This is a genomic window from Cedecea selenatireducens, assembly GCF_042138895.1.
GTDB classification, from domain to species: domain Bacteria; phylum Pseudomonadota; class Gammaproteobacteria; order Enterobacterales; family Enterobacteriaceae; genus Cedecea; species Cedecea selenatireducens.
Genome location: NZ_JBHIKW010000002.1, coordinates 209,426 through 222,455, shown reverse-complemented (window position 1 = coordinate 222,455; position 13,030 = coordinate 209,426). Strand labels below are relative to the sequence as shown.

The 13,030-nt window shown below is 51.2% G+C and carries 12 protein-coding genes; 6 read left to right on the top strand and 6 right to left on the bottom strand.

Features of this window, described 5'->3' with window-relative positions; genetic code table 11:
* Positions 1-4: 4 nt before the first annotated feature.
* The 4 genes from ACE38U_RS03920 (at position 5) to ACE38U_RS03905 (ending at position 4,563) form a co-directional block, all read left to right on the top strand.
* Positions 5-478 (top strand): ester cyclase, encoded by a 474-nt coding sequence (locus tag ACE38U_RS03920; RefSeq protein WP_375529206.1) that lies wholly within the window; start codon positions 5-7, stop codon positions 476-478.
* Positions 479-634: 156 nt separating this feature from the next.
* The gene (locus ACE38U_RS03915) at positions 635-2,539 is read left to right on the top strand and encodes an NAD(P)-binding protein (protein ID WP_375529205.1); all 1,905 of its coding nucleotides are present in this window, start codon (positions 635-637) and stop codon (positions 2,537-2,539) included.
* A 6-nt stretch (positions 2,540-2,545) separates the two neighbouring features.
* Positions 2,546-3,748: a cytochrome c gene (locus tag ACE38U_RS03910; RefSeq protein WP_176982635.1), complete on the top strand. Its 1,203-nt coding sequence runs from the start codon at positions 2,546-2,548 to the stop codon at positions 3,746-3,748.
* A 116-nt stretch (positions 3,749-3,864) separates the two neighbouring features.
* Positions 3,865-4,563, top strand: coding sequence for an RluA family pseudouridine synthase (locus tag ACE38U_RS03905; protein WP_375529204.1), 699 nt, complete (start codon positions 3,865-3,867; stop codon positions 4,561-4,563).
* A 24-nt stretch (positions 4,564-4,587) separates the two neighbouring features.
* Here ACE38U_RS03905 and ACE38U_RS03900 read toward each other — a convergent pair whose 3' ends face one another.
* Together ACE38U_RS03900 and ACE38U_RS03895 are read right to left on the bottom strand one after the other, a co-directional pair.
* A complete protein-coding gene (locus ACE38U_RS03900; protein WP_038480544.1) occupies positions 4,588-4,833 on the bottom strand; it encodes a DUF2543 family protein in 246 nt (81 codons plus the stop codon).
* Positions 4,834-4,965: 132 nt separating this feature from the next.
* Entirely contained in the window at positions 4,966-5,874 is a 909-nt protein-coding gene (locus ACE38U_RS03895; protein ID WP_038480547.1) for a LysR family transcriptional regulator, read from the bottom strand.
* Between the two features lie 104 nt (positions 5,875-5,978).
* Between ACE38U_RS03895 and ACE38U_RS03890 the strand changes: the two genes are divergently transcribed.
* Both ACE38U_RS03890 and ACE38U_RS03885 read left to right on the top strand, forming a co-directional pair.
* A complete protein-coding gene (locus ACE38U_RS03890; RefSeq protein WP_375529203.1) occupies positions 5,979-7,169 on the top strand; it encodes an MFS transporter in 1,191 nt (396 codons plus the stop codon).
* Between the two features lie 221 nt (positions 7,170-7,390).
* Positions 7,391-7,618, top strand: coding sequence for a hypothetical protein (locus ACE38U_RS03885; RefSeq protein ID WP_071842988.1), 228 nt, complete (start codon positions 7,391-7,393; stop codon positions 7,616-7,618).
* A 691-nt stretch (positions 7,619-8,309) separates the two neighbouring features.
* Here the strand turns inward: ACE38U_RS03885 and ACE38U_RS03880 are convergent.
* The 4 genes from ACE38U_RS03880 to ACE38U_RS03865 form a co-directional block, all read right to left on the bottom strand.
* Positions 8,310-8,660, bottom strand: a complete 351-nt coding sequence (locus ACE38U_RS03880) for a hypothetical protein (RefSeq protein ID WP_038480553.1) — start codon at positions 8,658-8,660, stop codon at positions 8,310-8,312.
* Positions 8,661-8,805: 145 nt separating this feature from the next.
* The gene (locus ACE38U_RS03875; RefSeq protein ID WP_038480556.1) at positions 8,806-9,345 is read right to left on the bottom strand and encodes a DUF2058 domain-containing protein; all 540 of its coding nucleotides are present in this window, start codon (positions 9,343-9,345) and stop codon (positions 8,806-8,808) included.
* Between the two features lie 350 nt (positions 9,346-9,695).
* A complete protein-coding gene (locus ACE38U_RS03870) occupies positions 9,696-12,251 on the bottom strand; it encodes a hypothetical protein (protein ID WP_375529202.1) in 2,556 nt (851 codons plus the stop codon).
* A gap of 111 nt (positions 12,252-12,362) precedes the next feature.
* Positions 12,363-12,998 (bottom strand): two component system response regulator, encoded by a 636-nt coding sequence (locus tag ACE38U_RS03865; RefSeq protein WP_038480562.1) that lies wholly within the window; start codon positions 12,996-12,998, stop codon positions 12,363-12,365.
* Positions 12,999-13,030: the final 32 nt, after the last annotated feature.

Below are 13,030 nucleotides of genomic sequence, written 5' to 3'. Positions count from 1 at the left end.
TGAGATGAAAATAATCAATGCCGCTGCGCTGTCGCTGGTTCTGTCCTCAACCCTGGCGCTGGCCGAAAGCTCTCCGCTCACGGTGGTGAAAAACTACATGGCCGCGTGGAACGCCCATCAAGCCGGGCAGGCGGCGGAATACCTCGCCAGCGACATGGTGTATTACGACGCGGCGGTCGGCACGCCGGTGGAAGGGAAAGAAAAAGCGGAAAAAGAGGTGATTGGCGCGTTTATTAAAGCGGTGCCGGACCTGCACTGGCAGATGACCAGCGAGCCGGTTTACAACAAAGACACCATCGCTTTCCGCTGGACGTTCAGCGGCACCAACAGCGGCGAATGGAGCGGCAGCCCGGCGACCAACAACCCGATCAAGTTTGAAGGCGTGAGCTTCATCAAAGTCAGCCACGGCAAAATCAGCTGGCAGGGCGACTACTATGATTCGAAAAAACTCGACGAAGAGTTAAAGCCGCGCCAATAGCCGACTGCGCGCCGCTGCCGGTCGGCCTGCGGCGTTCAGGCCCCCGTTACCAGAAATGACACCAGCGTTAACAGGCTTATCGCGTAGCGAAGCGGCAGGGAGTTTGTTATCATTTGGTGAATAATATGTCTAAAAGACTGATAAAAAAGGTTATCTATGTCTATTACCCGACGTGACTTTCTTAACGGGATGGCAATTGCAATTGTCTCTGGTTTAACGCCTCTGGAACTGGTGAGGGCCACCGGCAAAGCGCCCGGCAGCGCCGTTATCAATGCTGATTACTATCCGCCGGGCCTGACCGGGCTGCGCGGCAACCACCCCGGCTCGTTCGAAATGGCGCATGCCCTTGGCCGCGAGCACGAAAAATTCGACTTCGGCAAATTGCCAGCGGAAGAAGAGTACGATCTGGTGATTGTCGGCGGCGGTATCAGCGGCCTGGCGGCAGCCTGCTTCTGGCAGGAAAAAATGGGCAAGGAGGCAAAAATTCTTGTCCTCGACAACCATGACGACTTCGGCGGGCACGCCAAGCGCAACCAGTTTAACGTTGGCGGCAAAACCCTGCTTGGCTACGGCGGCAGCGAGTCTTTCCAGTCGCCCAACAGCAACTTCAGCCCGGTGGTTCAAGGCCTGATGGACTCCCTGGGCGTTAGCATCACGCGCATGAAGAGCAGCTTTGACACGACCTTCTACCCGGACCAGCACCTGAGCCGCGGCGTGTTCTTCGATAAAAAGAACTTCGGCGAAACCAAAATCGTCAGCGGCGACCCTGGCCGCGCGGTGTCGGACGATATTCCGCCGGACAGGCTGAATGGCCGCAGCATCGAAGCCTTTATCAACGACTTCCCGCTGAGTGAAGCAGACCGCAAGGCGCTGCTGGATCTGCACGTCAACCCTGCCGATTACCTGCAGGGGATGACGGTCGAGCAGAAAACCGAATGGCTGGATAATCACAGTTACCATGAATTCCTCGAGAAGAAAGTCGGCTTAAGCAAAATGGCGCTGATGTACTTCCAGCAACGCACCAACGACTTCTTCGCCATTGGCATTGAAGGCGTGAGCTGCGGCGATGCGCGTGCCTGTGCGCTTCCGGGGATGGAGGCGATGGGCCTGCCGCCGCTGGATGGCGAGGCGCTGGCCGACCTTGAAGAGCCTTACACCTATCACTTCCCGGACGGCAACGCCGGGCTGACGCGGCTGATGGTTCGCAAGCTGATCCCTGAAGCGCTGCCGGGCAGCACGATGGAAGATTCCGTCACCGCCAGGCTGCACTATGAGCTGCTGGATCGCCCGGAAAACGGCACCCGCATTCGCCTCAACAGCAGCGTGATTAACGCCGCCAATACCGATAACGCCGTGGTGGTGAGCTACATCAACAACCAGAGCGGCAAGCTGCACCGCGTGAAGAGCCGCAACGCCATCATGGCGGGCTACAACATGATGATCCCGTATATCGTGCCGGAGACGCCGGAGCAGCAAAAAGAAGATCTGCGCCTCAACGTGAAAGCGCCGCTGGTTTACACCAACGTGGTGGTGAACAACTGGCGTGCTTTTAAGAACACAGGCGTGCATGAGTTCTATTCCCCGGCCGCGCCGTACAGCCGCGTGAAGCTCGACTACCCGGTAAGCATGGGCGATTACCATCACCCGCAGACGCCGGATGATCCGATGTGTATCCACATGGTTTACGTCCCGACCTATCCGGGCAGCAACATGTCTCCGCGCGAGCAGTTCCGCCGGGGGCGCGCTTTCCTGCTGGGCTCCACCTTTGAAGCCCATGAGCAGATGATTCGCTCCCAGCTGCAGGAGATGCTGGGCCATACCGGTTTTGACCACGAGCGCGATATCGCGGCGATTACGGTCAACCGCTGGGCGCACGGCTATGCCTATTACGCTAACTCCCTGAGCGATGATATGGAAAAGATGCCCGAGATTATCAACCGCGCTCGCCAGCCGATAGGCCGCATCACGATTGCTAACTCTGACTCCGACTGGAGTGCTTATGCTCATGCGGCGATTGACCAGGCATGGCGTGCGGTGAACGAACTTGTGGCGATGGGGTAACCAGACATGAAACGTATTTTAGCGGCTATCTCAATCCTCTTTTCTGCCAGCGGCTATGCTGCTGTTTCGCAGGGCGAGTACGTGGCGCGCGCGTCTGACTGCGTTGCCTGCCATACCGTGGACGGCGGCCAGGCGATGGCCGGAGGCAAGAAATTTGCCACGCCGGTGGGTGATATTTACTCCACCAACATCACGCCGGACAAAACCCACGGCATCGGTGATTACAGCTACGAAGATTTCGAGAAGGCTGTTCGCCAGGGCATTGCCAAGGATGGCCACGCGCTCTACCCGGCGATGCCTTATCCTTCCTACGCCAAAATGACCGATGAGGACGTGAAGGCGCTGTACGACTACTTTATGAAAGAAGTCACCCCGGCGGCGACCGCCAATAAAGAGAACGACATTCCGCTGCTGCTGTCTGCCCGCTGGCCTCTACGCGTATGGAACGGCCTGTTCGTGGATGACGTAAAATCCGGCGGAGTGGTGGTTGACGTCAGCGGGGATAACGCCGAGAAAATCAAACGTGGTGCCTATCTGGTACAGGGGCCAGGCCACTGCGGCGCTTGCCATACGCCGCGCGGTATGGCGATGCAGGAGAAAGGCTACGATGATTCCAGCCCGGAATTCCTGAGCGGGGCGATGATCGACGGCTGGTATGCGCCTTCTCTGCGCGGCATGAATATGTCGACACAGGAAGTGAAAGATCTGCTGAGCAAAGGCCGCAGCCAGCATCACGCTATTGCCGGACCGATGGGCGAAGTGGTGACTCAAAGTACCCAGTATCTGACGGATGCCGACCTGGAAGCTATCGCGCTGTATATCGCCAACTTCAAGCCGCAAAAAACCGTGGCCATGCCGGTGAATGCCGCCGTGCTCGCTCAGCCATCTGACGGTAAAACGCTTTACATGCGCTATTGCTCAACCTGCCACAGCCCGGACGGGAAGGGCACCGACTATAACGTCCCTTCGCTGGTGGGCAACCCGGCGGTAATGGCAAAAGATCCGTCGTCGCTGATCCGCGTGATCGCCGACGGGGCGCATACGCCGCAAACGCAGGGTACTATTCCGTTCATGATGCCAGGCTACAAAGGCGTGTTGTCGGATAAAGAGATGACCGACGTGGTGAACTACGTGCGTGGTTCCTGGGGCAACGGCGCGCCTGCGGCGACCGAAACTGAGGTGAAGAAGATTACCGGCGAAGGCAAATAGCGCCGTCAGATAAGCCGTAAACGGGGGCCTTTATGGCCCCAGTTTTGTTGCGCTAAATTCGCCTGATATCCTGAAATTCGCTATCATCCGCCTCCACTCTCCAGCCGGGCAGCCTGATGTCTACGATTATTGATACTTTTATTGCCCCGCCTTGCTTTGATGAGATAGACGTTCTTTATCAGGACGAGCATCTGGCGTTAATCAATAAACCCAGCGGGCTGCTGAGCCTTTCGGGGAAAAATCCTCAGAACCTCGACTCGGTACATCACCGGCTGGTGCAAATATTCCCCGGCTGCACGCTGGTGCATCGCCTGGATTTTGGCACCTCCGGGCTGATGGTGATTGCCCTTAATAAGGCGATTAATGCCGCGCTGTGCCAGCAGTTCAGCCAGCGTTCGGTGGCAAAAGTGTATACCGCGCTGCTTTGCGGGCATCTGGAGAATGATGAAGGGATAATAGACGCGGCGATTGCCAAAGATCCGGCGCTGTTTCCGCTGATGTCGATTTGCTCCGTCAGCGGCAAGCCCGCTCGCTCGCGTTACAAGGTTATTGAGCGTTTTTATCGTGAGCTGGAGGATGGAACGCTGCTGCCGTTAACGAGGGTGCAGCTTGCGCCGGAAACCGGGCGTACCCATCAATTACGCATACACGCTCAATATCTGGGGCATCCTATTTTGGGCTGCGACCTGTATGGCGGCCTCGCACTGCCGGGCACCGAACGGGCACCACGGCTAATGCTTCACGCCAGCGAGCTGGATTTTGTTCACCCCATCAGCGGTGAGCCAATGGCCGCCCGTTGCGACAGCCCGTTCTGACGGGGAAACGCTTCGCGGCAGAAATTACTCGTTGCCCCACTGGTTCAGGAACTCGGCGATTTCGTCAATACGCTGTTCGGCAAGGCCAGCCTCAACGGCCATCTCGCCCTGTGCTTCTTCACTGATTTCCTCGTTGTTCATTAAGCGAGTGACCAGCAGTTGGAAATAGCGCGCCACGGCATCACGCTCATCCTCGGCAACGGGCTTAGCCGCCTCTGTCGAGTACTCGTCCGCGATGTCATAGTATTTCAGGTCGATTTCGTTATTCATGGTTATCTCTGGGTTTGTTAGCCTGGCCGGGATAATAACATTTTTGCGCGGAATTCTGCGCGTTAAGGCGTGACGGAAATACTCGCGGATAAGCCTGCGTCGGTACGTCCTCTCTCTAGCCCGCGATGTTGCTCAGGGCGTATTGCTCAATTTCTGCTGCATGAAATCGATGAGCGCTCTTGTTTTAGCGGGTAAGTAACGCCGGTCTGAATAAAGGGCGAACAGTTGCAATGGGGCTGCCGATTGTTCGAACTTCACCTCGATTAACCGCCCATCGCTGATATAGGGTTGGCAGGCCTGTTTCGCCAGAATTGCAAATCCGACACCTGCTATCGCCGCTCGCCCGGCCATCTCCCCGCTGTTAACCCGGTAATGTCCATTAACCTTAATTGTCTCGAATTCCCCTTTGATATTTACAAACTGCCAGGGAGCACCTTTCAGCGCACTTACCGTTGTAATGCAGGGTAATTCTTCAAATTGCTGAATATGAGTGGGGGTGCCATAACGCTGAATGATGGAGGGGGCGGCAACAATGGTGCAAGGGATAGTCATCAGATGACGGGCTATATAGTCACTGTCGTCCATCTGACCACGGGTAATAATTACCGCTAAATCCAGGTCGTCTCGCAGTGATTCGAGGCCTGACAAATTTGTGACACAGCCGATCTCCAGCGCCGGGTAAAGACAGGCGAAATCGGCAATAACAGACCCCAGCAATGCAGGACCTATTTCATTGGGAATACAGATGCGTAATGGCCCCTTGAGCTGCATTTGCCGCAACGTTAATTCTGTCTCAGTTTGCTCAAGCGCCTCCAGTAATGGCTTCGCTCGGGTATAGAGCAGGTGCCCCGCCTGGGTGAGTTTCATGTGTCGGGTGCTGCGTTCAATAAGCTGAAGGTTCAGTTTTTCTTCTAGCTGAGAAATACAACGACTCACATTTGAGGCCGGCATCTCAAGGACTTTCGCTGCCCCCACAAAGCTTTCTCTTTCAACCACCGCGGTGAACACTTTCAGGGTATTAAAATCAAGAGCCGGACGCATCAATCATCCCATATTTGATAACAATGAATGCCATTTCTACCATATAATATATGTCATTGATAGCAGTTAAACTCAGGACATCTTATCTCCACAGGTTGCTTGCTATGCCACAGCCCACAAAAACGTTTAATCATAAATCCCTCATGCGGATAGCCATTGTCATGGCTTTTATCCAGTTCACTAATGCGCTGGAGTATATGGCGTTAACACCTGTTTTTGCTTTTATGGCCGACGGATTTTCGGTTCCTGTCTCATGTTCTGGCTATGTGTCTGGTATGTACACCCTGGGAGCTGTCCTTTCCGGAATTACGGCTTTTTATTTGATCGACCGGTTCAATAAAAAACGATTCCTGGCCATGAATATGGTGCTGCTGGGAGCATTAACATTTTTGACCACGCTCACTAGTCACTTTGACACTCTACTCGCACTGCGATTTTTCGCAGGATTGGTTGGGGGTACGACAATGGGGGTGGGAATAAGCATTTTGATAAATTATGCTCCGGCTAACTTACGTGGAAAAATGCTGGCAACGGTGATTGCCTCATTTTCGATGGTGAGTATTGTTGGCATGCCAGCGGTATTATTTTTGTGCACGCACTATGGCTGGCAGACTGCGCTGTGGTTAATCAGTTCACTTTGCCTACTGTCTTTACCGTTGATAGTCTTTATTATTCCCAGGGATACGGTTCCAACAGGCGTGAAGAGGAAGCTATCTCTTGATTCTCAAACCTTATTTTTCGCCTCTTGCCCTGCAATAGTACAATTTAGCCCAATGCTGATTATTCCCATTCTGGTTCCATTAATGACCCAGCATATGGGAGCCCAACAAAATCTATTACCTTTATTGTTCTTAAGTGGAGGGATTGCAGGTTATCTGTCTACAAAAATAACAGGTGTCCTGACATCACGTTTATCCGCAATGACGTTGGCAACAATTTCAACGCTGTTATTTGTGGCAAGCTTACTGATTCCTGCGATGGGATATCATAATGCAGTTCTGTTCATAACCTTATTTCTTGGGGCCTCATATAGCCGACTTGTTTCCGCTTCGTCGGTTGTGGTTCAGTATCCTGAGGATGCACAACGAGCCGGCTTTTCTTCACTACAGGCTGCAATGATGTCCCTGATAACAACGCTCGCCTTCTTCCTGTCTGCCTTATTGCTTCCTGAGCAGGGCATCACAGCGCAAAATATAAACAGGCTGCTGGTGGTCAGTGCATTAGTCGCCTCTGTATTTCCTGTTGTGGTGATCATACTTCAGAAGAAACTGGCTGAACGCACTTGTCCAGCCTGACTCCGTCATCATAGAAAGCTAAGAACGCCTGCCAGTAAAAATATCGCTTTAAAGTACATATCTATCCTTTTGATATTTAATTACTTTATTTTGAATGAAATTTTGTTTTCTCTCTCTCTGCCCTTAGACATAAATGTGCACACTTTTTCAGCTGAGACATCTGGTGTTCAAAATCCGCTCACGCTAGATTACTTTTCTGGCTCTCAAAGGTGGGTGATTAAATGAAAGTATTAAGTATCGTCGGCGCAACGTTGTTAGCGACATCATTCCATGCAGCAGCATTCGTTTCCAGTTCCTCTGTTCACCCCGAGCAGACCGCGAACACCAGCAATAACGCCTCCAATGGGCATGCCATTCCTTCGGAAGCCAACTACGACATCACCAAAATTATCCCCATCGCCGGGTGTAACTGCGCCTTTTGCACCGCACTGCGCGGCGCAAATTTATAGCCTTACTCCGCTTTTATAGGCCCGACTTTCACAACGATAGCGGGCCTGAACCCGCTCGTTAATCTGTCAGTCATACCAGGGCTGGCGATCGCTGGTGGCAATCTCCATGCTGACAACCAGCTCTTCCGGCACGATACGCGTCAACGACAGCTCCGGCAGGTCGTTAATGTCGAAGAAGCCTATATCGGTTGATTCGTGGCTAGATGAATAGCGGACTTACCCCCAGGCGCTCTGTCTCGCTGCTATAACGGCAATCAGCTCTGCCTGGGCACGAGGAGAACTTAATTGATGGATCATTTATCAGCACTCACGGTCAGTGACTTAGTTTCTTTTACGATCGTAATATTAATTGGTTTCTTCATATTCACCAGAAGGCGCAGGAATAATAAGGTCAGAGCCAAAGGTATTTTTATGTTCGCGCTGTTAGCCGTTATGTCATTTTCGGAAGTATTCAATAGTATTTATACCACGTATTCTTACCGGCACAATCGTTTATACAATAATGATAGCATCACCACTATTTTTAATTACGACTTCGCGCACATTAGCTTTTATAGCATTCTTATGATTGTCGCGATTATTCTTTTTGTTCAGGAGTGGCGCATTAGAAGAAACGTTTAATGGGGATATGATGGCAGCTGTGTTTAGAAGGGAAGAGGCTTTAATAGCCCCATATTAGTTAACAACTGGCTCACTCTACCTCAATGCATGTACTCATTTGGATGTTCGCCTGATAGGTGTCTAACATACCGTCAGGACTGACTCTGATATATTCTTCAGCCTGATTTGGCTCGGGGTTTAGCTCTTGCCAAATACCATTATCGATTTTCTTTGCATAATAAACTTGCGAACCAGCACGTTGTAAAGTCATTGCACCAGAGCGAGCATTAACTGCCGTGTAAAGATCGGGGGCTGGCTGAGGTGTACCAGTCAGCAGCCACGTACACGCATAATGTTTCTGGTAAGGAAAGTTGATTCCCGGTGCCGCAGTAACGGGTATTGTAGTTAAAATAAGAAGTGAGGCTAAAGATGTTAGTTTCATATTATCTCATTGCCGGTAAAAAATTTCTTATACCCACATCAGAACGCTAACCCGTTATTTCAATATAATTGCGAGAAAAATAACTGATGAGGGCTTACATTCCAGGCAGCCCAGTAACACCAGGCCACCTGAACTCAATAAATCCTTACCACATCAAATCGTCAGGCACGACGAAGTCCGCGTACGGATCGTCTTCGTCTTTTGCTTCCTGGGTAAGTTCGCTGCTCAACACAATGAAGCTGGCATCGCGCTGTTTAATTTTGTCGGCAACGCCTGCAGGGATGATCGCATATTCCCCTTCAGGGTTTTTATCCGACATCAGGCGGGCGATAGCCAGGCGGCCGTTAGTCAGCTGAGCCTGAGTGATTTTATCGACATAAACTTTTTTAATTAAGTTATTGTCCGTGAAGTTATAGCCGATATCGCCTCTTGATATCACGATACGGTTCATTTCAATCAGCTGTTTGATCTGCGCTTTATATTCTTTGGCTAAAGTGGCCTGCTTTTGCTGCTCGCTTAGCTCTTTGTCGCGCTCAACCTGAGCCTGCTTGTTGGCCTCAACGGCTTCTCTTGCCTCGCGGGCCTGAACGCGTGATTTCTTCGCGGTGCGCTGCACTTTGGCCACTTTTTTGCTGCTGACGAGGCCAGCTTTGAGCATCTGCTCTTGTAACGTAAGTTTTGTCATGTTCTTTTCGACGGCTGAGGGATCGTTGCAGGGATTATATCCTTAATGCTCCGGGTGATTCCAGGCTGAGGACGTGTAAAGCTTACGGTGTTGATTCTGCGAGGCTTATTTCATAAAGAATTTGTGGGAACGGGAGACAGGAGGAGCGAAATCTTATGTACTGATCGTCCCCCGCGGTTGAAAATTGATTCAGGGATTAATTTGCGCCTCTGCTTACATTGAATCGCTGCTCATATTCTTCCCGTTGAATACTATGCGCATGTAGAAAAGAGGGTGACGTAAAGTCACCCTCTTTATGCACCAGGCAGTAGAATCCCGCCTGCGACTATGCGCTCAGGTTACGCGAGTGGCTATGCGAACCTTTCACGGAGCGTTCTGCTACTGAAGTTATTTTCGTGTTTGATATCTTTGACTGCGTTGGTGAGTACGTTGCCGTTAGGCAGATAACCTGCCATGGAACTGATAAAGTCTCGCAGATGCTTATATTCATCTTCTCTTGCAGCCATATATTTTTTATCCCCCTCGGGACCTGCAGCAATCATCCCTTTAAGCAGATTAAGCGCATTATTTGTATCGTTACCTAAACGTGTTGCCAGACCACTCGTTCTGGTACTCTCGGGGAGTTGTTTAAGTGTTGCTGCGGCTTGGTCCAGTAGAGGGAAGACTTGCGGCCAGTGCGGTGAGGGGGTGCCATTTGCCTCCGTTGCCTTTGCTAACAGCGGTCCTGGTTCTGAAAATATTCTCTCCAGATGTTGAACTTCAAGGAGTTTAATTTCAGTGGCGGCCATATTACGTAGCAGGGTTTTTTTCGGTTCTCCGCCGGGTAAGTCCTGCGCCTGAGTTTTCAGGTTGCTGAAGGTTTTCACCAGGTCTTCTGACCAGGTGGCGTGAAATCTGGCAACTGCAGTAATCTTCTGCTGCACATCAGCAAATTCCTTATAAATAGTATCCAGCTCGTTGTTCTTTGTCTGCAACGCAGTGATATGCTCCATCAGTGCATGCTTGCGTGGACAATCGCCGATGGCGCTCATTTTCCCGGCAAGGTCGTTGACAACATCCTTAATGGCGTACTTATTACCTTCTATATAATGGCGTAATGTGGCTTCGACAGACTCCATGACCTGGTGCTGGGTAATCAGGCTAGCAATGAATCCTTTGAATTCACTCTTGCCCTGTCCAGAAATAGTGAGTTGTTGTACTTTGTCTTTTAATGCTGTAAGTGCCTGAACAGCATTCCCTGACGCCGGGCTTCGTCCTGCCTCCGGCATACTCCCGACGCGTTCTTGCCAGATATCGACCTTACGGCGTAAAAGCCCCTCATCAAGTTCATCAATTTGCAGTTGATAACTCGACTTTCTTTGACTTTCTGGCAACTGAGTGTTCAGGGTTTGCAATTCATAAATGACCCTTTCCCGCGGAAAATCTAAAACATTATGATCGGCAAGCGTCAGTCCTTCACTCAGGAGTCTGTCAATTTTGCTGATGATGACATTTTGCTGATGGACGGTTTCAGCGCGACTGATAAGTGTCATTTTGTCGGGTGTGAACGGGGGCAGACGGGTAGCTTGTGTCACCATTTTCTCGGTCGTTTTGCTATCCATATCTGACCGGATACCTGGATCACTCAGGAGTTTTGCCATGGTAGTCTCTGCCTCTTCCAGAGGCTGGAGCAACCTCCCGGAGGCATGCCGTGCCTGAGCCTCGATCTCTTCTCTGGCAATGTTGTGTGGGGCGATTTGCCGAATGGCATTGAGAGCGGTATTCAATAGCGTTGTCAGTGGCCCCGTCTCAGCCTGCCTCATTGCGACCTGCAGATTCGAAAACGGCTCCTGAGGGAAGGATTCGGAGGACTGGAGCTGCGCTTGCAGATCGGCGACCTTGTAAGCCAAACTCAGCTGGGACTGTATTTGTTGCAAACGATGGTTATCTGCCTCATGGAACAGTGTATCCATGTGTGGAGTAAACGTGGAAAGAAGGGACTGTTTTGTATTGATGGCGTCCTTGCAGAGAAGGCCTCCCTGTAGCAGGTCATCGGCGCATTCCTCAACGAGAGTGTCAACAAACTCATGGTTCAGCCGTTGATGACTTTCCAGCTGCTGCTGTCTGTGGGTATTCAGCGCTGCCAGTTCATTGTCGATAAATTCGCTGTGTAACTCGGTGCGAACGTCCGGATCCTGAACGGATCTTAACTGCGTCAGGTCCGCTATCAGTTTTTGATAGTGGTCTAACTGCGCTATCTGCTCGTCCAGGTTGCTTATTTCCTTGACGGACGTTTGCACCAGTACGCGCGATGCTTCCAGTGCTCTGGCCACCTCGAAGCCATGGCTGGTAGACATCACGGCAGCGGGGGCTAACTCAACGCTGCTGCCCCGGGAAATCAACTTTTCCTGATCTAACTGGTACAGCCCAGGCGCACCATCCTTACTGGTCATGTTGTGGGTGAGTACGTTTGAAAGCATCTCATGATGCATATCTGAATTCGATAATGCTATCTCGGGTAGCGTATGGTCATCTACGCGAATGACCAGAGTCAGGTGGCCAGGTGTATGAAGTTGACCCGTCATACCGGAAACGTTATGGCTTATCAGTTCAAATTCCATTGCGCGAACGTCGTCACCTTCCATCAGGTGAATAAGCCTTTCAATTGCCGGCCAGAGCGTTTCTATTGAATGGGTCTTATCGCTCGCAGCCGCCGTTTTTTCGCCGTAAATCATGTTGTAAATATCGCGCAGGTTCTTTTCTTTATCCTCTAAGTTCATCCCTGGCAGGTGGTTGAGTAATTTTATAAAGAAATTTTTGAATGCCTCCCAGCCTTCAAGATGGGTAGCTTCCTTCAACTGTCCCGTCAGCATGGCCTGTAATTGTAATTCATTAACACCAGAGGTGGTTCCGATAGTCATACTCATGAGCGTTTCCTTCTTTTTGTTGGTGAGAAGTTCATCGTATGAGCCCTCCCTGTTAATCACTATCGGGTGAAAGCGGGATACATCCTGTTATATGCCCGACGGGGAACGGCGTTATTCTGTTAAACCTAGTCGCCGTGCGCAGATAAGTAATTCGGTGACTTTATGGACGTTGAGTTTTCGCATGATATTTAATCGATGCGTTTCTACAGTTTTAACGCTAATACACAGTCGCTCGCCGATAAGCCGATTGGTAAAACCATCGGCAATAAGTTTGAGAATTTGCCGTTCGCGCGGCGTGAGTATTTCCGCGCTGTCATTTTTGACGCGAAGCGCGGCGTTAATCGCTTCCCGGTTTAGCGCCGGGTCGATATAACATTTTTTCACCGCGACGCTTTGTAATGCTGCCAGCAGCACCTGGCGACTACTATTTTTCAATACATAACCCAGCGCACCCGCGCTTAGCGTGCGTATTGCCATCGTCTCTTCCATATGGGCGGTATAGGCCAGAATCGCCATTTGCGGCAGCCGACGAAGTAGCTGCGGGATAAGATCCAGTCCATTAATTCCGGGTAAGCCCAGATCGAGCACCACGATATCCGGCTCATGGATGCGGCAGGCGTTGTAAACCTCCAGCCCATCATCAATCTGTGCGACCACGTGAAAGCGTGGGTAGGGAGAGAGCAGGTTAATGATTCCATTAACAATCAGTTCGTGGTCGTCGACCAGCAGGATTCTATGATCGTGCATTGTATTACCTCTTGATAGACGGCCTTGTTGTC